The 21144-nt window shown below is 29.2% G+C and carries 20 protein-coding genes; 18 read left to right on the plus strand and 2 right to left on the minus strand.

Going from position 1 to position 21144, the window contains the following annotated elements; all coding sequences use genetic code 11:
* Position 1: 1 nt before the first annotated feature.
* The 18 genes from ACUXZJ_RS09030 to ACUXZJ_RS09115 all read left to right on the plus strand — a co-directional run bounded on the left by ACUXZJ_RS09030 (position 2) and on the right by ACUXZJ_RS09115 (position 18585).
* Positions 2-625 carry an outer membrane lipoprotein carrier protein LolA gene (locus ACUXZJ_RS09030; RefSeq protein WP_089047350.1) on the plus strand — a complete coding sequence of 208 codons (624 nt, stop codon included), beginning with the start codon at positions 2-4 and terminating at the stop codon, positions 623-625.
* Positions 615-1211 (plus strand): hypothetical protein, encoded by a 597-nt coding sequence (locus ACUXZJ_RS09035; protein WP_318257349.1) that lies wholly within the window; start codon positions 615-617, stop codon positions 1209-1211. Before ACUXZJ_RS09030 ends, ACUXZJ_RS09035 begins: the two co-directional genes overlap by 11 nt.
* Positions 1212-1216: 5 nt before the next feature.
* Positions 1217-1885, plus strand: coding sequence for an outer membrane beta-barrel protein (locus ACUXZJ_RS09040; RefSeq protein WP_446194763.1), 669 nt, complete (start codon positions 1217-1219; stop codon positions 1883-1885).
* Positions 1886-1888: 3 nt separating this feature from the next.
* Entirely contained in the window at positions 1889-2260 is a 372-nt protein-coding gene (locus ACUXZJ_RS09045) for a 3-hydroxyacyl-ACP dehydratase (protein ID WP_014166418.1), read from the plus strand.
* Positions 2261-2337: 77 nt separating this feature from the next.
* Positions 2338-2820: a hypothetical protein gene (locus tag ACUXZJ_RS09050; protein WP_446194765.1), complete on the plus strand. Its 483-nt coding sequence runs from the start codon at positions 2338-2340 to the stop codon at positions 2818-2820.
* On the plus strand, positions 2820-4001 hold the full coding sequence (locus ACUXZJ_RS09055) for a DUF2062 domain-containing protein (protein ID WP_081078388.1): 1182 nt from the start codon (positions 2820-2822) through the stop codon (positions 3999-4001). Before ACUXZJ_RS09050 ends, ACUXZJ_RS09055 begins: the two co-directional genes overlap by 1 nt.
* Positions 4002-7676 carry a 1-acyl-sn-glycerol-3-phosphate acyltransferase gene (locus ACUXZJ_RS09060; protein ID WP_446194768.1) on the plus strand — a complete coding sequence of 1225 codons (3675 nt, stop codon included), beginning with the start codon at positions 4002-4004 and terminating at the stop codon, positions 7674-7676. It begins immediately after the preceding gene.
* Positions 7676-9196 carry a phytoene desaturase family protein gene (locus ACUXZJ_RS09065; RefSeq protein WP_446194770.1) on the plus strand — a complete coding sequence of 507 codons (1521 nt, stop codon included), beginning with the start codon at positions 7676-7678 and terminating at the stop codon, positions 9194-9196. Before ACUXZJ_RS09060 ends, ACUXZJ_RS09065 begins: the two co-directional genes overlap by 1 nt.
* Complete coding sequence (locus ACUXZJ_RS09070; RefSeq protein ID WP_446194772.1) at positions 9193-10851, plus strand: C45 family autoproteolytic acyltransferase/hydolase; 1659 nt, start codon at positions 9193-9195, stop codon at positions 10849-10851. Before ACUXZJ_RS09065 ends, ACUXZJ_RS09070 begins: the two co-directional genes overlap by 4 nt.
* Entirely contained in the window at positions 10848-12134 is a 1287-nt protein-coding gene (locus ACUXZJ_RS09075) for a phenylacetate--CoA ligase family protein (protein WP_446194774.1), read from the plus strand. The genes ACUXZJ_RS09070 and ACUXZJ_RS09075 overlap by 4 nt, the downstream gene beginning before the upstream one ends.
* A 3-nt stretch (positions 12135-12137) precedes the next feature.
* The gene (locus ACUXZJ_RS09080; protein WP_446194776.1) at positions 12138-12950 is read left to right on the plus strand and encodes an SDR family NAD(P)-dependent oxidoreductase; all 813 of its coding nucleotides are present in this window, start codon (positions 12138-12140) and stop codon (positions 12948-12950) included.
* A 758-nt stretch (positions 12951-13708) separates the two neighbouring features.
* Complete coding sequence (locus tag ACUXZJ_RS09085) at positions 13709-13942, plus strand: hypothetical protein (RefSeq protein ID WP_060383810.1); 234 nt, start codon at positions 13709-13711, stop codon at positions 13940-13942.
* Positions 13943-14044: 102 nt separating this feature from the next.
* Complete coding sequence (locus tag ACUXZJ_RS09090; protein ID WP_060381834.1) at positions 14045-14785, plus strand: hypothetical protein; 741 nt, start codon at positions 14045-14047, stop codon at positions 14783-14785.
* Positions 14786-15016: 231 nt separating this feature from the next.
* On the plus strand, positions 15017-15280 hold the full coding sequence (locus ACUXZJ_RS09095) for a DUF2024 family protein (RefSeq protein ID WP_060381835.1): 264 nt from the start codon (positions 15017-15019) through the stop codon (positions 15278-15280).
* Positions 15280-15630: a gamma-glutamylcyclotransferase family protein gene (locus tag ACUXZJ_RS09100; RefSeq protein ID WP_060381836.1), complete on the plus strand. Its 351-nt coding sequence runs from the start codon at positions 15280-15282 to the stop codon at positions 15628-15630. The genes ACUXZJ_RS09095 and ACUXZJ_RS09100 overlap by 1 nt, the downstream gene beginning before the upstream one ends.
* Positions 15631-15691: 61 nt before the next feature.
* Positions 15692-16294 (plus strand): MarR family winged helix-turn-helix transcriptional regulator, encoded by a 603-nt coding sequence (locus tag ACUXZJ_RS09105; RefSeq protein WP_060381837.1) that lies wholly within the window; start codon positions 15692-15694, stop codon positions 16292-16294.
* Between the two features lie 201 nt (positions 16295-16495).
* Complete coding sequence (gene bshC / locus ACUXZJ_RS09110; protein ID WP_060381838.1) at positions 16496-18082, plus strand: bacillithiol biosynthesis cysteine-adding enzyme BshC; 1587 nt, start codon at positions 16496-16498, stop codon at positions 18080-18082.
* A gap of 83 nt (positions 18083-18165) precedes the next feature.
* Positions 18166-18585, plus strand: coding sequence for a nucleoside-diphosphate kinase (locus tag ACUXZJ_RS09115; RefSeq protein WP_060381839.1), 420 nt, complete (start codon positions 18166-18168; stop codon positions 18583-18585).
* Between the two features lie 622 nt (positions 18586-19207).
* On the opposite strand, the gene ACUXZJ_RS09120 is transcribed toward ACUXZJ_RS09115, so the two are convergent.
* Positions 19208-19867 carry a lysoplasmalogenase gene (locus tag ACUXZJ_RS09120; RefSeq protein WP_060381840.1) on the minus strand — a complete coding sequence of 220 codons (660 nt, stop codon included), beginning with the start codon at positions 19865-19867 and terminating at the stop codon, positions 19208-19210.
* A 9-nt stretch (positions 19868-19876) separates the two neighbouring features.
* Positions 19877-21142, minus strand: a complete 1266-nt coding sequence (locus ACUXZJ_RS09125) for a sterol desaturase family protein (RefSeq protein WP_060381841.1) — start codon at positions 21140-21142, stop codon at positions 19877-19879.
* Positions 21143-21144: the final 2 nt, after the last annotated feature.

The raw sequence follows: 21144 nt of genomic DNA on the forward strand, positions 1-21144 counted from the left end.
AATGATAAAAAAAAATATACTGATACTATTCGCTTGTTTGTTCTTTGTAAGCTTTAGAGCACAAGAACAAAAAATGACAGATTCTGAAATTATTAATTTTAAGAATTTGATAGAAAAAGAAAATAAAAATATTAAAACGATAAAAACAGACTTTATACAATATAAACATCTAGATTTTTTATCAAAAGATATTGAAAGTGCAGGTAAAATGTATTTTAAGCTACCCAATCTGCTGAATTGGCAATATAATAAACCATACCAATACAGTATTGTTTTTAAGAATAATAAAGTTTTTATCAATGATCAAGGGAAAAAAAGTACAGTTGACGGAAAACTATTTGAAAAAATCAATAAAATGATTATTGGTAGTGTAAGTGGTAATATGTTTGATGATAAAGAATTTATAATTTCGTATTTCAAAACAAAAGAAGAATATCTTGTAAAATTAGTATCAAAATCAAATCAAGTAAAAAAATACATCAAACGAATTGAATTAATATTTCCAAAAGAAGATCTAAGCGTTTCACAAGTTAAATTAATAGAACCTACAGATGATTTTACGAGGATAGTATTTAAAAATAAACAAGTAAATGCAAAGTTTAACGATGAGGTTTTTGATAATTAGTATATGTATAATTTTTTTTCAAAGCTGTAAAGTATACGAGCCTCTTCCTAATTCTGTAATAGAACAAAAAGAGCAAACGATCGTAAATCCTTATTTTGCAAACCCTGAACTGGATTATGTATACAAAGCTCAGATAGAAGTATACGGAAATGCTTTAAGCGGTTTGTTAGTTGTTAAAAAAATAGACCAAAATTTACATAGAGTCGTTATGACTACTGATTTTGGAAATAAATTATTAGATTTTACTATAGGAGAAAAAGAAGTAAAACTAAATTATGTAGTAGAAGATCTGAATAAAAAGATCGTATTAAAAATACTAACAGATGATCTAAAATTATTAGTTCAAGAAAAACATATAGCTAAAACAGAAAGAAAAAACAAAGAAGAAAAAGTTTTAGAAACAAATCAAAACTATTTTTACTTTAAAAATAATACAAATCAGTTGTTTAAAATAATACAATCTTCAAAAAGGAAAGCTAAATTTTCGATAGTTTTTGATGTTAAAAACATAAATTTTGCGGACCAAATTTTTTTAGAACATTATAATTTTGATATAAAAATAATTTTAAAACAAATAATTAAATAATAAATATGAAAAGAGTATTTATAGCATTAGCTTTATTTATTGCAGGAGTAAGCGGAGTTCAAGCTCAAGTAACTTTTAACCCTATAGTTCGTGGAGGTTTAAATGTTTCCCGTTTTACTAATGGAGAATTAGGATTTCAATATTCTTATACTTATGATGCAAACACAGGACAAACTATTAAAAATGAAAATAGTAATCTTTTTTCGTCAAAAGTTGGTTTTTATTTAGGTCTTGGAGCGTCGTTAAAATTCAATAAACTTTATACGTTACAGCCAGAGCTAAACTATTCATCTCAAGGAGCTAGCGCAAAAATAGTTTATAATCCCAGAACGAATAAATTAGAGGATGGAAACTTAGATGTTTCTTATTTAGGAGTACAAGCTATAAACAAATTTAATTTTAAGAAATTTAATTTGCATGTAGGACCTGGATTAGATTTTATCACGAGTAAGAACTTTAAAGCTGAAAATGATGTAGATTTAACTCTTTCTATGGGAGCAGGTTATGACATTACTAAAAACTTTGGGGTAGAAGCTAGGTTTAAAGTAGGAGTAGCACCAGTAGTTCAAACGACACATTCTACGTACAGCGGAACTTCTTTCTCTTCTAGAACAGAAAATCACTCAAATGTGCTTTTCTCTTTTGGAGCCTATTATAAATTTGATATAAAATAATAAATGCTTTTAAACGGTTTTTATAACGTTAATCAGTTAGATCAGTTAACAGATAATAAATATCTGGCGCAAGTAACTTTAAATCCAAGACATGAAATTTTTAAGGGGCATTTTCCAGGAAATCCTGTAACCCCTGGGGTTTGTATGATGCAGATTATAAAAGAACTTTTAGAAGAAATTCTTCATACTGAATTAAGAATGACAGCCTCTTCAAATGTGAAATTTATGGCTATTATTAATCCAGAAACAAATCCTGAATTAGTTTTAGAGTTAGATCTGTCAGGAGATTTGGATACCGAAATAAAAGTAAAAAATACAACAAAGTTTGGTGATACCGTAGCGTTAAAATTAACAAATACATATCGTAAAGCTTAAATAAATTTTTATCGACTTAAGTTTAGTTTGTATTTTTGCAAACTACTTAAGTCGTTTTTTATTTTAATAAAAATTATATGAACCCTCTTTTTATTTCAGGAATTACTTTTTTATTAGTATTATTTCAGAATTTTTCAGATTTGCGCAATCAGTATGAATATGCCTCTAAATCAAAAAAAAATACTGAAAACTTTTACGAACTACTTCAAAAAACAAATGGGGATTCTCCCGTATTAATGGCTTATAAAGGAGCTGCTATTTTATTAAAATCACGTTTTGCAACTAATAAAGAAGAGCGAAAAGAACAATTCATATTAGGAGTAAAGACAGTAGAACAAGCCGTAAGCAAAGATGAAAATAATGTTGAAATCCGTTTAGTTAGACTTAGTATTCAAGAACATACTCCTAAGTTCTTAAAATACAAGAGTAATATAGAAGAAGATAAAAAAAAAATATTGGAAGGCTTTAATAAACAAAATGTCGCTCTAAAAGAATATATGCATCGTTATATTGCTCAATCTAAGGTTTTTATGGATTCTGAAAAATCTAAATTAAAATAATGATTTCCAATTTATCGTTGTCTGAACGCATCAATAATTTAAAATTGTGCGTCATTATTCCTACATACAATAATCATAAAACTCTTAAGAGAGTAATAGATGGAGTATTAAATTATACTTCAAAACTCATTGTTGTAAATGATGGATCTACAGATAGTACATCATCTGTTTTAAAAACCTACGCTAAGACCATTACAGTAGTCAATCTACCTAAAAATAAAGGCAAAGGAAATGCTTTGAAAAACGGATTTAAAAAAGCACTCGATTTAGGATACGACTATGCTATTACAATTGATTCTGATGGACAACATTATCCAGACGATATTCCTGTTTTTGTAAAAGCATTAGAAGAATCAAATAATCCTGTTTTATTTATTGGTAGCCGAAACATGAATCATGATTCAGTACCTAAAAAAAGTAGCTTTGGTAATCGTTTTTCTAGCTTTTGGTTTTGGTTTGAAACAGGTATTCAGTTAACAGATACACAATCAGGTTACAGATTATACCCACTTTATGCCATTCCCAAAACATTTTATACAAATAAATTTGAATTTGAAATAGAAATTATTGTACGAACAGCTTGGAATGGTACTGCTGTTCAAAACATTCCCATTCAAGTTTTATACGATCCTACCGAAAGAGTTTCTCATTTCAGACCGTTTAAAGATTTTACCCGGATCAGTATTTTAAATACAATATTGGTCTTAATTCTATTTTTGTACATAAAACCTCGTGATTTTTTAAGAAATTTTAAAAAAAAAAGTTTTAAAACATTTCTAAAAGAAGACCTTTTTTCTACCCAAGATTCTGCTACTAAAAAATCGCAATCAATAGCATTAGGTGTTTTTTGTGGCGTTGCTCCCTTTTGGGGGTTTCAGACTGCTATTGTAATTACCTCTGCTGTGCTATTGCGATTAAATAAAACTTTAGCTTTTGCTTTCTCAAACATTAGTGTGCCTCCTATGATTCCTATTATTATCTATAGTTCGCTAAAAATAGGAAGCCTATTTGTAGAAAAAGAAGCACCTTTTAAACTTGTTAACGTTTTTGATTTTTCGCAACTCAAAGAACACTTTTTTCAATATCTTATAGGAAGTTTTATCCTAGCATTCATAACAGCATTTATTTTTGGAGTTGGAAGTTATTTAGTACTTTCGCGTCGGGAAAATAATAGGGTATAAATGCACTTTTTTTTTATTAAAATTCATGAATTCGTTCAAAAGAACCGGATTCTAACATTCTTGTCATCATTAGCGTTTTTAGTGATAATAACTTTTTTTGCTTTTCAAATTAAATTCGAAGAAGATATTACACGTGTTTTACCAAAAAATGACAAAGCAGATGTAACTTCTAAAATTATTAAACAATTAAAATTTGCGGATAAAATTACCGTTATTATTGAAAAAGAAAGAACAGGCTCTGTTGAAGATTTAACACAAGCGGCTCATGTTTTTATAGACAGCCTTCATTTGGTAAAACCTTATATAAAAGGAATTCAAGGAACGGCTGCAGAAGAAAATATTAACCAAGTTTTTGAATTTATCTATCAAAATATTCCCTTATTTCTAGAAGAAAAAGATTATAAAACAATTAGACAAAAAATCCAATCCGATAGTATAAAAGTATTGGTTGAAAATAATTATAAATCCCTAATTAGTCCATCCGGTCTAATTACTCGTGATTTTATCATAAAAGACCCATTAGGAATTACTTTTATAGGATTAAAAAAAATGCAACAATTGGCCATAGGAGATGAGTTCATCATGAAGGACGGTTATTTGCTAACTCGTGACCAAAGCAAGTTGTTGTTATTCATCAATCCTCGAAATGGTGGAAGCGAAACTGAAAAAAATGCTGAGTTTGTAGACTTGTTAAAAAGCATCCAATCAGCTATTAACAAAGAATTTAAAAATAAAGTACAGTTATCGTATTTTGGCTCTCCTATTATTGCGGTGGCTAATGCTAACCAAATAAAGGCAGATATCATTACTACAGTCCTTTTATCTATGGGAACACTTATGTTGATTCTTATCTTATTTTTTAGAAAAATAACAATTCCTATAATCATCTTTATACCTACTATTTTTGGTGTTTTATTTGCTATTGCCAGCCTTTATTTCTTACGACAAACGATTTCCGCTATTTCATTAAGTGTAGGAGCTGTTTTGTTAGGCGTAACTATAGATTACTCGCTTCATATCATGACACATTATAGATATAATGCCGATATAAAACAGTTGTATAAAGATACTGCTAAGCCTTTAATAATGAGTAGCTCAACAACGGCAGTCGCTTTTTTGTGTTTGTTATTTGTAAAATCAGATGCACTTAAAGACTTGGGGATATTTGCCTCTATAAGTGTTATGATATCTGCTTTGTTTTCATTGTTAATCATTCCTCATTTGTATAAACCTAAAAACAATGGCTTATCCCATGCAGGAATGTTAGATCGTTTGTCAAAAATACCTTTCGAGAAAAACAAATTTTTGATTATAGGAACATTTTTATTGCTTTTTATAAGTTGTTTTACCTTTAGTAGAGTAAGCTTTAATAATAATTTAAGCGACCTAAATTTTATTCCAAAAGAAGTAAAAGAAGCCGAAAAAAAGTTAGAAGAATCTACACGTTTAACCTCTAAAGCCATTTATATCGTTGTATATGGTAAAAATGAAAAAGAAACCATTGATGGCAACACAAAATTAAATGCTATTTTAACTCAGCAAAAACAAACAAAAAATATTTATAATTACAGTTCGTTAGCTGCTTTATTACCTTCAGAAGTAGAACAAACGAATAAGATTAAAAAATGGAAATCTTTTTGGTCAAATTCTGTTTGTCAAAAAGTGCAAAACGAATTAGTACAAAACGGTAAAACTTTTGGGTTTAAACCAACAACCCATCAGGCTTTTTATGATATAATCCGTTCGGATATTAAACCACTTCAATTAGGTGATTTAAAACAATTACTACCTGATTTGACGGATGAATATGTATCTAACTCAACCAATTGGTACACGATAGCTACAGTTGTAAAAATAGATGAAAAAAAGAAAGAAAAATTAATTAAAACCGTTGAACATTTAGCAAACGTTGTAGTCATAGATCGTCAACAATTAAATGAAACTTTTCTAGGAAAACTGCGTGATGATTTTAACAATCTGATTAACTATTCTTTTATAGCAGTAGTTATTATTTTATTTGTTTTCTTTAAACGTATTGAATTAGTCTTAGTCAGTTTATTGCCTATTATAGCCACAGGATTCGTTACCGCGGGTTTAATGGGAATTTTTAATATTCCATTAAATATATTTAGTACCATCGTTTGTACCTTAATATTTGGGCATGGAGTAGATTTTACTATTTTTATGACAAGTGCTTTACAAAAAGAATATACCACAGGAAAGGATGAAATGCCTGCTTATCGTATTTCAATTATTTTAGCAGCGTTAACCACTATTTTAGCCATTGGAGCCTTAGTTTTTGCCAAACATCCAGCCTTAGTTTCTATTTCCTCAGTATCCTTGCTAGGGGTCCTCAGTGCATTATTAATAACATTTGTTTTTTATCCAATAGTTTTCAAATGGTTGTTTTTTAATCGTCCTAAAAAAGGAAAAATCCCCATTCGTTTTTTTACTCTTATAATTTCTATAATAGCGTTAACATATTATGTTCTTGGAGGGATTTTCTTATCTACCATAGGCCGTTTTTTAATGGGTATTTTGCCCTTAAAAAGAGAAACAAAAATGATGTGTTTTAGAAAAATGATGGTTCTTTTTTTTAAAACCGTATTACATACAAACCCTATCGTAAAAAAGAAAGTTATAAATCCTAATAGAATTAATTTTAGCAAACAAGCTATTGTAATAGCCAATCATGTATCCGTTTTAGATACTTTAGCATTAGGTATGCTAAGCCACAAAATGGTATATCTTGTAAATGATTGGGTTTATAAATCGCCTATTTTTGGCAAAGCAGTAAAAGCCATGGGATATTACCCTGTTTCTAAAGGAATAGAAGGAGGATTAGAGCATTTACGCGATAAGATTAAAAAAGGTTATTCCTTGATGATTTTTCCAGAAGGAACTCGTTCTGAAGATAATGTAGTAAAACGCTTCCATAAAGGAGCTTTTTACTTAGCCGAAGAATTTAAATTAGATATTTTGCCTGTATACTTACATGGAAATGCAGAAACATTGCCTAAAGGTGATTTTATGATTCATAATGAAAGTATTACAGTAGTAGTGGGTAATTATATATCATATCAAGACAAAAGCTTTGGAGAAGATTATATTGCTAGGACAAAAAAAATAAATAAATTTTATAGACTAACGTTTGATAAAATACGACATGAACTAGAAAACGAAGATTTTTTCCGTAGAAAACTCATAGACGGGTATCTGTATAAAGAAGAAGACATTTATAAAAAAGTTTTAAAAGATTTTGATTTAAATAAAGAGCATTACCATACATTGTTTACCACTATAGCAGAAGATGCTAAAATTTTGCATTTTGCCAATGATTATGGTCAGTTAAATACAATTCTTACTTTGCAGTATCCTAAACGTAAAATTCAAACTTTTTTTCATTCATTAGAAAAATTTGAAATAGCATCTACTAATTATTTAAACAAAATAAGAAATATACAATATTTAAATCCTCAAGATATTTTGAAACCGTATGATTGTTTATTAATTTCGACCTCATCTTTTGATGAAAAAGAATTATTTCCTCACTTAGAAAAACTTAACAAAGTAGTATTGTTTGAAACTGATCTGTATGTTGAATATATTTTAAACAATGGATTTGAACTTTCAAAAGAAATAGGTAAAATCAAAATTTTTAATAAAGTAGTCTAGTGAAAAAAAAGTACGATGTTGTTATTGTTGGAAGTGGATTAGGAGGATTGGTATCTGCTATTATTTTAGCAAAAGAAGGCAAAAAGGTTTGTGTTTTAGAAAAAAATAATCAATATGGAGGTAATTTACAAACCTTTGTGCGAGATAAAACCATTTTTGATACAGGTATTCACTATATAGGTGGTTTATGTAAAGATCAAAATTTACATAGTTATTTTAAGTATATAGAAATAATTGATAAGTTAAAGCTAAAAAAAATGGAAGAAGATGCTTATGACTATATTACTTTTGATAACGATCCTAATAAATACCCTCATGCCCAAGGATATGAAAATTTTATAAAACAATTGGTCTCCTTTTTTCCAGAAGAAGAAGAAGCGTTACAGGCATATTGTCAAAAAATGCAATATGTATGTAATTCCTTCCCCTTGTATAACTTAAAAACAGAGGGAGGTTATCAACAAGAAATCTTATCTATAAACGCAAAACAATATTTTGATGAACTCACGTCTAATGAAAAATTAAAAGCAGTATTGCTAGGCTCTAATTTTCTTTATGCAGGCGTACCTAACAAAACCCCTTTTTATGTACACGCCCTATCAGTTAACTCTTACATTCAAAGTGCGTGGCGTTGTATAAACGGAGGAAGTCAGATAACCAAACAACTTATAAAAATAATCCGCAAATATAACGGTGAAGTTTTTAAACATCAAAAAGTAAATAAATTTCAAGTAAAGGATCAAAAAATCGTTTCCGTTTCAACTAAAAATGGAGAAGAGTATTTTGCAGAAACATTTATTTCCAATATAGAGCCCAAAACCACCTTAAAATTAGTGGGAGAAGAATATTTTAGAAAAGCCTATTTTACACGAATTCAAAATCTTGAAGCTCAAATTGCCCCATTTAGCATTTATATAGTTTTTAAACCCCAAACATTTCCTTATTTAAATCATAATTGCTACCATTTTAAAGATCACAAGCGAATCTGGCAAGCCAGTGAGTATACAGAACAATCATGGCCAGAAAGTTATATGTTATCAATGAATATCGCTTCGGATAATCAACAATGGGCTGAAAGTCTTACAGCCTTAACCTATATGCGTTTTGAAGAAGTAGAAAAATGGAGTACCACTCATAATACCGTCTCAGAATCAAAAGAAAGAGGTGAAGATTATGAAATTTTTAAAAAACAAAAAATTGAAATTTTTTTAAATGAAATTGAAAAAAAAATTCCCAACATACGATCTTCTATTAAATCAGTGTACGCATCTACTCCTTTGTCTTATAGAGATTATATAGGAGGACAAAACGGTAATTTGTACGGATACGTAAAAGATTCTAATAATCCTATGCTAACCTTTATTTCGCCTAAAACAAAAATAGAAAATCTTTTTTTTACAGGACAGAGTGTTAAAATGCACGGCGTATTAGGGGTAACAATAGGAGCAGTAGCTACTTGTGGAGAGATCGTTGGAACCGAATATTTAATAAACAAAATAAATGAAGAAATTTTAAAATGAGTGATTTTAAAAAACATATATGCTTTTTTTTCTTTATTTCGATTTTTTATTCGTGTGGAATTAATAGATCACTTCATCATGTTCCATTAGAACTTCCTAAAGAAAGTGATAAACCTACAGTAATTCGTTTGTCCGATACGCTAATAACCCATCAACAAGGATATTTAGTAAGAAATGCTCATAAAATTTGGGAATTATATATTCAAGGAAACCCTTCTCAATTAGGATTGCTTTCAGGAGCCTTAGCCGAAGATTTAGTAAAAAAACAAGAACGAATTTTTTTAAATCACCTAAGAAAAATTGTTCCTTCTAAATTTAAACAAAAACTATTACGTACTTTTTTAAGATGGTACAACAGAAAACTCTATTTGAATATAAAAGAGGAATACAAAACAGAAATATATGGAGTATCCCAATATACCGATACTTCTTTTAATTATATGGCATCACCTTATCTAAGAAGTTTATATTTACACGGAGCCCATGATATAGGACACGCTGTACAGGATTTAGCATTAGTAGGATGTACTTCATTAGCTGTTTGGGGAAATAAAACAATGGATGGAGAATTGCTAATAGGTAGAAATTTAGATTTTTATGCTGGAGATGATTTCGCTGAAGACAAGGTAATCAGTTTTGTTAATCCAGAAAAAGGAATCCCTTTTGCTAGTGTTAGTTGGGCGGGTATGATAGGTGTACTTTCAGGAATGAATAAAGAAGGACTAACCGTTACCATAAATGCCGGAAAATCTAAAATGCCATTAGTAGCTAAAACACCCATTTCTCTTCTTACGAGAGAAATATTACAATACGCCACAACTATAGATGAAGCAATAAAAATAGCAAAACAAAGACCCGTTTTTGTGTCAGAGTCTATCTTAGTAAGCAGTGCAAAAGATAAAAAAGCAGTAATTATAGAAGTATCTCCTAATAATTTTGGCGTATACGAAGTACAAAACACCAATCAATTAGTTTGTTCGAATCATTTTCAGAGTTCATCTTATCAAAATGACAAAAGGAATATAAAACATATAAAAGAAAGCCATTCTTTGTATCGTATGGAAAGAATACAAGAATTATTAGCAAATGAAGAAAAAATGACCCCCGAGAAAATAGCTCAAATTCTCAGAAATAAAGAAGGGTTAAAAGAAGGGACTATTGGTTACGGAAATGAAAAAGCTATTAATCAACTTCTAGCACATCATGCCGTAATTTTTAAACCAGAAAGTCGTATCATGTGGGTTTCTTCTAGTCCCTATCAATTAGGAGCCTTTGTAGCCTATGATTTAAATAAAGTTTTTGATCAACAAAAAACAAAAGTCACTCATTTACCTGAGCTAACCATTGCTAAAGATTCTTTTCTAGACACTAAAGCGTATGCTGATTATCAACTCTACAGGAAATATGACAAACTACTAGATAAAACAATTAATGAAAAAGAAACTCTAACACCTGATTTTATTAGAAAATACCAAGAATTAAATCCTAAACTATGGTCTGTTTATTATAAATTAGGCGTTTATCAATACTCTCATAAACTGTATACAGAGGCATTACATAATTTTGAAAAAGCACTTACATTAGAAATTACAACCCTATTGGATCGAAATAAGGTTCAAGACTATTTAAAAAAGACAAAAAAGAAATTATCATGATACCAGAAATAGAAACACTATCATCTCTTGCAATTAAAGAATTTCAAGAGCAAAAATTAAAAGAATTACTGGTATATTTAAACACACATTCAACATATTATAAAAATATGTTTGATCATTATCAGGTAGATATAAAACAAATACAAACACTAGAGGACCTACAAAAATTACCGTTGACCTCAAAAAATGATTTACAACAACATAATGAAGATTTTTTGTGCGTACCTAGACATAAAATTATTGATTATAGCACCACTTCAGGAACACTAGGAAACCCTGTTACTTTTGGTTTAACAGATTCAGATTTGGATCGATTAGCATATAATGAAGCACTGTCTTTTGCCTGTGCAGGCATACAAGAAGGCGATGTGGTACAATTAATGACTACGATGGATCGTCGTTTTATGGCAGGATTGGCTTACTTTATGGGCTTGCGGAAATTAAAAGCAGGTATTATTCGAGTAGGAGCAGGGATTCCTGAACTCCAATGGGATTCCATCCTCAAATACCATCCCAAATATTTAATTGGAGTACCTTCCTTTGTATTAAAAATGATCGAATACGCAGAAAAACAAGGAATAGATTATCAAAAATCAAGTGTAAAAGGGGTTATTTGTATAGGAGAATCATTGCGTAATCAAGATTTTTCACCTTCTCTTTTAACCCAAAAAATTACTAAAAAATGGAATGTCCCATTGTACTCTACATACGCTTCTACCGAAATGAGTACAGCATTTACAGAATGTAAAGAATTTCAAGGAGGACATCATCATCCAGAGTTAATTATTACAGAGGTATTAGACGAGTGTAATAACCCAGTTACTGAAGGATCGGGAGAATTAGTTATAACAACTCTAGGAATAGAAGGAATGCCTTTATTGCGTTTTCAAACAGGAGATATTGTACAACTTCACACACAACCCTGTGCTTGTGGTAGAAATACACAACGAGTAGGTCCTGTGATAGGAAGAAAACAACACATGATTAAGTACAAAGGAACAACTCTATATCCACCCGCTATGCACGATCTGATGACTTGTTTTGAATCTATAAAAAGCCATTTGATTGAAATATCAACAAATGATCTAGGAACAGATGAAATTATAATTAAGATTGCATCAACGGATACAACGGAACGATTTTTAACCGAAATTAAAGATCATTTTAGAGCGAAACTAAGAGTTTCTCCTAAAGTTGAAGTTTTAGCTATGGAAGAATTACAAAAAATAATTTTCCCTCCTATGAGCCGTAAACCCATTACATTAATAGACAAACGAAATTAAAAAATGAAAACTATTCTAATAACAGGAGCTTCTAGTGGTATAGGAGCCGCTACAGCAAGATATTTTGCAGCAAAAGGATGGCATGTTATTGCTACCATGATTTGTTTAGAACAAGGCAAAGAAATAGCGGATCTACCAAACATAAGTAGCTATTTGCTTGATGTTACAAATACAGAAAGCATAGAAAAAGCAAAGCAAGAAATACTTGAAAACCATCCTGTTATTAATGTTATTATAAATAACGCAGGTATTGGCTATCGCTCATTTGTTGAATTTTCAGAAGATAAAGGTATAGATAATATTGTTTCCACAAATTGGTTAGGATGTGTAAAAGTTTGTCGTGCTTTTATACCTGTTTTTAGAAAGCAAGGCTTTGGACATTTTATAAACGTTACATCTATTGCCGGTTTAGTGAATTTACCTTTAGGAAGTTTTTATCATGCTACTAAATGCGCAGTAGAAAGTTTTTCAGAATGTATGTCGTATGAACTGATGAACTTTGGAATAGGAGTAAGCACTGTGCAATTTGGAAATGCTCCCACTGCTTTTCAAAAAAATGTGGTGAAAAGTAAAAATACAGGGATAGATGTATATGATCTTATGATGGATAAAATTTCAGGGATATTAATCAAAAAACAATCAAAAAATACAAATTTGATAGAAGAAGTCGTACAAACATTTTTTAAAATAGCAAATACTCCACGTGTAAAATTTACCCGTTATACCGTTGGTTTTGATGCAAACGCCATGAGTACCCTGCGTTCTGTATTAGGATATCGACTTTTTAACAAAATAATAAGAAAACAGGTGTTGTAAAAATACCTGTTTTTTTTAAAATCTTTCCTAATATCCCCAAACCTCTCTATAAAATTAGCAGTTTTTATACTCTCATTTTTCATAAAATACGTTACTTCCTGTATTTAATAGATAATACCATTTAAACTTAAAATATACTGGATTAAAAAGTAAAATTCTCGATCTTTTTATTCATTTTAAAACAACTCGAACAAACAGTTGAGTATATAATTGAAATCATCGTTAGTTCGAGCGCGAAGCGCATCGAGAACCAATACTAATTTTTATTGCTTTACAAACTTTTTAATACATTACCTTTTTTAAATCAGATTACACATTAGAAATTTAGTACAGATAAAATGATTTTGAATCTAAAAAAGTACTTCCTCTTTTATCCTAAATGTTCACCTTATTCATTTTAAAATTTTGTAAAGAGATCAACAGTTTTAGAAATTGTTAGCCCCGCTGCCGCATATATTAACATAATAAATATGTTATAATCTAAATAATACAAATCTAATGGAAGTAAAACTATATCCGTAAGAAAAAAACGCGTCTTTTTAACATTCCTTTTCCTTATTATTTCATCACAAGTCTAATGCAATTAAGTTCTAAATAAATTATATCCAATAAAAATGGTCTTTTTATAAAGTATTTTACCCAAGATATTTTCATTTAACTTGTAGTTTGAAAAAAATATAAAAAAATATTTTATTTAATTAGGAATCCTAACTATATTTGTACCAGCAATAGTGCTAACAATAAAATCAATTAATAAAATGGAAAAATCAATTTTTTATCATGCAGGTTGTCCTGTTTGTATTAGTGCAGAACACGATATTGTAAACCTTATAGGTGAGGCTAATGTTGAAATTGTACATCTTGGTGAAGATCGTAATCGTATTACAGAAGCAGAAAAAGCAGGTGTAAAATCAGTACCCGCTTTACTCACAGTAAACGGAAATGTACTTCATATAAATTTTGGAGCTACTTTAGCTGATGTAAAAGGGTAAATTTTTTTAGCCTATTTAATTAGGAGTCCTAATTGCTTATTGATATTTCAAAAATTAGGATTCCTATTTTTAATCTTTTTAATAATTTAAAATCATACAAAAATGAAAAATTTATTTATTTCTTTCGGATTTTCTCTTTTCACATTTTATGGTTTTGCCTGCGATAAATGTGGTAAATATGATAATGATAACTTTAAAATTCAAAAAGTAAATGTAAAGCATTCAGCTGAAATAGGAGCTACTATTTGGGAAATAACAGTTAAAGGACAAGCAGGAAAAACAACACCTAGACCAGTAGGTCAACTTAATGGAGCTCCTGTTTTGGGATATGTATTTCCTACAACTTTAAAACCAACTGATGTTGGATTTGGTAAAACAGAAGGAATTGTAGCATTAGCTTTGACATCTCATCCAGATTTTGATGATACGCCATTATGGGATGAAAATGCAGATCGTAATTTTCAAAATGATGGAATAATATGGCATCCACATTGGGTAGTTCTAACAGAGGATAAGCGTGTTCAAGGAGGATTGTCTGTAAAAGAATTTGATCCTAAAGATAAGACAATTATTTTGCCGTCAACCAATCCTGGTATGCCTATGTATATGGATTCGCCTGGTTTCCAGGTTGTAACTAAAGGAAATACAATTAAAGTGATTGTTCCAGATTATAGAATAAACAATAAAAAAGATTTCTCGTATGATGGCGTAACGGTTTATATGCAGGTTAAGGCTAATGATAATGGTGGCCACGAAGGAGGAGGAGATAAGCCTATGTTGGGTGTTTATAAAGTATATTCTATAGCCAGTGAAAAATTATCATTACCTTTTAAAGTAAAATAATTATCTTATTTCATACGTTTAGAAATTTAATAAGAATCTTAATAATAAATTAATATCGTTGAGGTCATAGTTTACCTTAAATCTAGAAAATAAAATAAAAATGTTTTTGATTTATTAACTGTTTTAAAAAATACTAAAATAATAATTAAAGACATTATACTAGATATTCGTATTACAACCTTTCATGAATACTGTGTAGTTAAATTATGACCTCTATAACACCTAATAAAAATGAAAATAGCAGTTTGGGACACCTATGTAACAAAAAAAGAAGGAGATGTTATGCACTTTGATATAATTGTACCTCAAGAAATTATAACAGATCCAGCCATCGTTTATGATTATGGTAGAGAATATTTAAAAACGAAAGGACAAGAAGGACAAAAATTAACTTCAGAAGAATGTAAATTTTGTCATATAGATTTTCTTGAACCTAAATGGGAAGAAGAAATAAATAAAAAAGGATATTTTATTATAGAAATAGAAAATTGCTAATGAAAGATACTATACACTTACTCTTTTCTTACGGTACTTTACAATTAGAAAAAGTTCAGCTTGAAAATTATGGAAGAATTCTAGCAGGTCAAAAAGATGTTTTGAAAGGATATAAAATTGAAAATTTGTTAATAACAGATCCTAAAGTTTTGGCTAAAAGTGAACTCGAACAGCATCCAATAGCAGTAAAAACAGAAAATAAATCAGATTTCATTAAAGGAATGATATTTGAAATATCCTCTGCCGAATTAGAAGAAACAGATAGATATGAAGTAGATCAATATCAAAGAATAGAAGAAACTTTTGAATCGGGAAAAAAAGCTTGGATATATGTAGAAAAGACATTCTAAATATAAACCTGAATAAAAAAAGGTCAAGTAAAAAGGATTAAACCTTATATGTTTTAAATAAATGAAATATTCAGTATTTAATTTGGACGATCAAAATCAAAAGATAGAAAGTCGTATAGTAGTTGCTTTAGAACGTATTTCAGAAGCATTTAGAGTCTTGCTATGGAAAGAAAGTAAAGAAAATTCTCTGAGTCCTATTCAAATTCAAATTTTAATTTTTATCTGTTTCCATTCTGAGGAAAAATGTAAAATAAGTTATTTAGCAGAAGAGTTTAATATGACCAAAGCCACTATAAGTGATAGTGTTAAGATTTTGATAGCTAAAGGTTTATTGATTAAAAAAGTCGATTTTTCAGACACTAGAGCTTTTTTGCTATCATTAACAGAAGAAGGGAAGAGAGTTGCTTCAAAAGGATCTTTTTTTGCTTCTTTTATGCAAAAACCTTTTGAAAGTTTATCAAAAGAAGAAAAAACAATATTACTAAATAGTTTATTAAAATTGATATATGATTTGAATAAAACCAATGTAATAAACATCCAAAGAATGTGTTTTAGCTGTTTTTATTACACCTTTGAAAAAGAGTTGCATTATTGTAAACTGATGGATGTTAGGTTAGCAGATTCAGATATTAGAATTGATTGTCCAGAATACAAATTAGCATAAAAATAAGAGTCTTCAATATATTAAAAATGATGTAAATGAGAAGAAAAGAGGTTGTTAAAGGTTTTAAATTTAGATCTTGACAGCCTCTTTTTACTTCGTGATTTCTATAAAAAAATGAGTACAGATAGAAATCATTTTTTAAGAAGATGTTAAAACCTAAAAAGAAAAGAATCTATTTGCTATTTTTACCTAAAAAAAGATATGCCAACAGATTGTATAACTTTTCAAAACTCGGGTTATTTTACGCCATTAATTATTGATTATTTAAATGAAGAAAAAGCCATACAGTCATTCTATAATAGATCGCCTAAAATTGAAAATTTTTTAAATCAGATAGAAGAAAAATCAAGTAATTATAATTTAAAAAATCGAGCAGTTTTAATAAAATCTTTGTTAAAACAAAATCAAGGTATTGATATTAGTCAACTTACCCTTGATAATATACATTCATTAAATCAGCCAGAAACGTTTACAATTACGACAGGTCATCAACTAAATTTATTTACAGGACCTTTGTATTTTATATATAAAATTATTTCTACCATTAAATTGTGTAACGAATTAAAAGTAAAATATCCAGAATACCGTTTTGTGCCTATTTATTGGATGGCAACTGAAGATCACGATTTTGAGGAAATTAACCATTTTAAATATAATAAAAAGACAATTAGCTGGAACAAAAAATCTAAAGGACCTGTAGGAAGGCTATCCACGGAAGGACTAGATGATGTTTTCGAAGAAATAAAGACATTCTTAGGAACCAGTGAACACGCTAAAAAACTTACTTTACTTTTTGAAAAATCCTATTTAGAACACGATAATCTAGCGAATGCAACACGTTATTTAGTTAATGAACTATTTAAAGAATACGGACTAGTCATTTTAGATGGAGATGACAAAGAGTTAAAACAACTTTTGATACCTGTTATTAAGGAAGAATTACTTCAACAAACATCTTATAAAAAAGTTACAGAAACATTATCTAAATTATCTTATGACATTCAGGTAAATCCAAGAGAAATAAACCTTTTTTATATGGAAGATCATTTGCGCGAACGTATTCTTTTTGAAAATGGAGTTTATAAAATAAATAATACACAGCTTGTTTTTTCTGAAACTCAAATTTTAGAAATACTTCAAAAAGCACCAGAAAAATTTAGTCCTAACGTTATTTTAAGACCTTTGTATCAAGAATTGATATTACCTAATTTATCGTATGTAGGAGGAGGAGGAGAGATAGCCTATTGGATAGAATTAAAAAAAATGTTTGAAGCATTTAAGATAACCTTTCCAATTTTGTTACTTCGTAATTCAGTAGTTATAGCTTCTGAAAAACAATGTAAAAAAGCAGATAAATTAAAATTAACTTGGTTTGATTTGTTTCTTAAACAAGCTGAATTAGTAAACTATAAAACAAGACAATTTTCAGAATTTAAAATAGATTTTTCAAAAGAAAAGGAACATTTAAGAAAACAATTTGAAAATCTTTTAGATATTGCAAACAGAACAGATAAAACATTTATAAAAGCAGTAAAAGCCCAAGAAGTAAAACAAATAAAAGGATTAGAAAATCTAGAAAAACGTCTTTTAAAAGCAGAAAAAAAGAATCAGAATGATAAACTAATGCGTATTGTGGATTTACAAAATATATTATTTCCTAATAAAAGCTTGCAAGAAAGACAGCTCAACTTTAGCATGTTTTACATAGAATATGGCGAAAACTTTATTGCTACTTTATTAGAAAAGCTAAATCCGCTTAGTAACGAATTTAATACCATCGTTTTTTAAAAAAACTTAAAAAATAAACTTTTAAACTCTTAAACTTTTAAACTAAAGTTTGTACTTTTGCACCAAAATTAAAAAAATAAAAAATGGCAGGAAATAGAACTTTTACAATGATTAAACCAGATGCTGTTGAAAAAGGACACATTGGTGGAATTTTAAATATGATTACTGAAGGCGGTTTTAGAATTGTTTCTATGAAATTAACTCAGTTAACAGTTGCAGATGCACAAAAATTTTATGCTGTACACGCTGAAAGACCATTCTACGGTGAATTAGTAGAGTTTATGTCTCGTGGTCCAATTGTTGCAGCTATCTTAGAAAAAGATAATGCAGTAGAAGATTTCCGTACTTTAATTGGTGCTACTAACCCAGCAGAAGCTGCTGAAGGAACTATTCGTAAAAAATATGCTACCTCTATTGGAGAAAATGCAGTTCATGGTTCTGATTCTGATGAAAATGCTGCTATTGAAAGTGCTTTTCATTTTGCAGGAAGAGAAATGTTTTAATCAAACATATTTTTAAAAACATTGTGGGTGTCTAAAAAGTAGTACCTTAAAATAAGATCTAGTTTATTGCTTCAACGATAAGACAAGAACGATATAAGTACTATGTAATTTTATTTTCTACCTTTGGTTGAAATGATAATAAGAAAACTTTTAAGACACCCTCATTGTTTAAACTACCTATCTTGATATTGGAGATCTTCTCATTTAATTCTCCGAGCCACGTAAAGTCTCTCTTTAAAAATATCATTTTATACCTCATTACCTCAGGATCTATTTTTCTGCGTATTTATATGTATTCTTATATAAGATTTAACCTGTTTTCAAGAAACTTGTTTAGGCTTATATTGCATAATATACAGATTTTTATTTAAATGATAGTTTAGGTTCAGATTATGGATTGAAAATTTATTACAGATAAAAATAACCATTTTCTATCTTCAATGCAAAAACTACATCTACGAAAAAAAAACAGGGATTTTTATCGCCTCAGCTTTTTACCTTCATCATAAATTTTAATACATAGTTTTGAGTTGATTTTTGTATCTGTTTATTTGATGAAATTTAAACCCAAATTTCACAACGAAGTCTAATGCGTAATTTGGGTTAAATAGGAAAAAGAATGCTATTTATTTTTGTTTAGACCTAAAATTCCTTTAGTTATAAGGAATTGAGCAACGATATATGTTAGCATGATTAGAAAACCAGATTTGGGTAGTTCTGAATGAAATTTGTTGATTGCTAATATACTATCAGAGCTTACAAAAAATAAAGCGCCTATTAGTACGATTAGGTTGTTTGGTTTAGACCACTTAAAATAACCTTTAATAGCCATTAACAACATAATAGAAATGGTTGTGGCATATAATGCAACAGGTATTTTTAAATTTCCTAAACTAGGGGAAAGTAGATTTAGCATACCTAATAAATACATCATTACAAATATAAATCCTATCCAAAACAAGTTAGAATTGGGTTTGGTTTGCTCTTGTTTTATAAATAAAAAGATAAAGAAAATATGGCTTATTAGAAAAGAGGTTAAGCCTAAAATAAAATATAGCTCAGCTTTGTCTGCAAACATTAAAACGACATCGCCAATCCAAGAAAACAACAAGGCAAAAAGGAGGTGTTTTTTTATTCGGAAATTATGAGAACTATAAGTTTCTAAAATTAGTAAAGGAAGTAATAGAGGTTTGAAATACCAAGCAATAGCTTCTTGTTTAGTTAGTAGTAGAAGTAAATAAAATAGGCTAATACCTATAAAACTCTTTAAATATTGGCTCATAAAATTAGTTTAAAAGGAATTAATGTTTTTTTGTTTAAATTCTATTTTTACAAAATAAAAACTCATAAAAAGAGCAATTAAAAAATAGCCGAAGACTATGTGTGTACCGTATGGAATAATTTGATCTATTTGAAACCAGCCATTTAAGTGATAAATGATAACAATAGCAAATACGAAACGGATGGTCTCATAAATATGTGCAAATTTGTTTTTTCCCATTAATTCAGTATAGCTATATATTGTTATGAAAATAAAGAAGCCATAATAGAAGATATTCGGCAAACCTATTTTAGCTATATTGTCAAATAAATAAGATATTAATATAAGGGTTAAAAACAGCTGAATGAATGACCAGCCTATCAATAATGTGGAATGGTTAGTGCCAAATTTTTTAAAATTATAGACATCTTCAATTTTGTAAATGGGGTATTTTTTATCGAAACCTTCAGGTCTCCAGCCAGTAGGCATAAACCAAATTTTTAGTTTGTCCATAAATTTTTCAGCATACCAAGCATCTTTAATTAATACCCAAAGATGTTGAAAGTTGATTTTAAAAGGATTCCAAGTTTGGGCAGGGCGTGTGATACCGAAAACGGGTGGTACATCTGCTAATTCTTCTTGAAAAGTACCGAAAAGTTTATCCCAAATAATGAATATCTGCGCATGGTTTTTGTCCATGTATTCAGGATTAATAGCATGATGAACTCTATGATGAGAGGGGGTTACAATTATTTTTTCTAAAAATCCTAGTTTATTAATATAACGTGTGTGATACCAAAATTGCAGAAAAAATTGGATAGGTAGGGTAATTGCAATTACTCTAGAAGGAATGCCTAATAAAGCAGCAGGTAATAATAAAAAAGTAAATAATTTAAAAAAATCAGAAACAGATTGTCTTAATGCACAGGATAGATTAAACTCTTCGCTGCTGTGATGAATAGCATGCTTGTTCCAAAAAATATTAATCTGATGTGCCAAACGGTGTGTCCAGTATCCTTGAAAATCAATGGCAATAAATGCAATAATATAGGCTAAAATAGATTCTTCAATATGAAAAAAGGCTATTTTAGAAACCATGATTTCATACGTAATGATAGAAATACTTAAGCCTAAGACATCTCTAGTAGCGTTAGTCATTCCAGAGCTTAAACTAGAGATGCTATCCATCATAGGAGCGTAATCTACTTTTTTATAATAGCCATATATTTTCTCAACGATAATTAAGAATAAGAAAACAGGCATTGCAATGATCAGTATTTTGCCGTAAGTTTCCATTG

Source organism: Flavobacterium sp. TN-1, assembly GCF_052828645.1.

Bases quoted from the DNA above. Each gene is read 5' to 3' on its own strand.
- ACUXZJ_RS09030 (WP_089047350.1), top strand. From the start codon at position 2: ATGATAAAAAAAAATATACTGATACTATTCGCTTGTTTGTTCTTTGTA.
- ACUXZJ_RS09040 (WP_446194763.1), top strand. From the start codon at position 1,217: ATGAAAAGAGTATTTATAGCATTAGCTTTATTTATTGCAGGAGTAAGC.
- ACUXZJ_RS09045 (WP_014166418.1), top strand. From the start codon at position 1,889: ATGCTTTTAAACGGTTTTTATAACGTTAATCAGTTAGATCAGTTAACA.
- ACUXZJ_RS09050 (WP_446194765.1), top strand. From the start codon at position 2,338: ATGAACCCTCTTTTTATTTCAGGAATTACTTTTTTATTAGTATTATTT.
- ACUXZJ_RS09055 (WP_081078388.1), top strand. From the start codon at position 2,820: ATGATTTCCAATTTATCGTTGTCTGAACGCATCAATAATTTAAAATTG.
- ACUXZJ_RS09060 (WP_446194768.1), top strand. From the start codon at position 4,002: ATGCACTTTTTTTTTATTAAAATTCATGAATTCGTTCAAAAGAACCGG.
- ACUXZJ_RS09070 (WP_446194772.1), top strand. From the start codon at position 9,193: ATGAGTGATTTTAAAAAACATATATGCTTTTTTTTCTTTATTTCGATT.
- ACUXZJ_RS09075 (WP_446194774.1), top strand. From the start codon at position 10,848: ATGATACCAGAAATAGAAACACTATCATCTCTTGCAATTAAAGAATTT.
- ACUXZJ_RS09080 (WP_446194776.1), top strand. From the start codon at position 12,138: ATGAAAACTATTCTAATAACAGGAGCTTCTAGTGGTATAGGAGCCGCT.
- ACUXZJ_RS09085 (WP_060383810.1), top strand. From the start codon at position 13,709: ATGGAAAAATCAATTTTTTATCATGCAGGTTGTCCTGTTTGTATTAGT.
- ACUXZJ_RS09090 (WP_060381834.1), top strand. From the start codon at position 14,045: ATGAAAAATTTATTTATTTCTTTCGGATTTTCTCTTTTCACATTTTAT.
- ACUXZJ_RS09095 (WP_060381835.1), top strand. From the start codon at position 15,017: ATGAAAATAGCAGTTTGGGACACCTATGTAACAAAAAAAGAAGGAGAT.
- ACUXZJ_RS09100 (WP_060381836.1), top strand. From the start codon at position 15,280: ATGAAAGATACTATACACTTACTCTTTTCTTACGGTACTTTACAATTA.
- ACUXZJ_RS09105 (WP_060381837.1), top strand. From the start codon at position 15,692: ATGAAATATTCAGTATTTAATTTGGACGATCAAAATCAAAAGATAGAA.
- bshC (WP_060381838.1), top strand. From the start codon at position 16,496: ATGCCAACAGATTGTATAACTTTTCAAAACTCGGGTTATTTTACGCCA.
- ACUXZJ_RS09115 (WP_060381839.1), top strand. From the start codon at position 18,166: ATGGCAGGAAATAGAACTTTTACAATGATTAAACCAGATGCTGTTGAA.
- ACUXZJ_RS09120 (WP_060381840.1), bottom strand. From the start codon at position 19,867: ATGAGCCAATATTTAAAGAGTTTTATAGGTATTAGCCTATTTTATTTA.
- ACUXZJ_RS09125 (WP_060381841.1), bottom strand. From the start codon at position 21,142: ATGGAAACTTACGGCAAAATACTGATCATTGCAATGCCTGTTTTCTTA.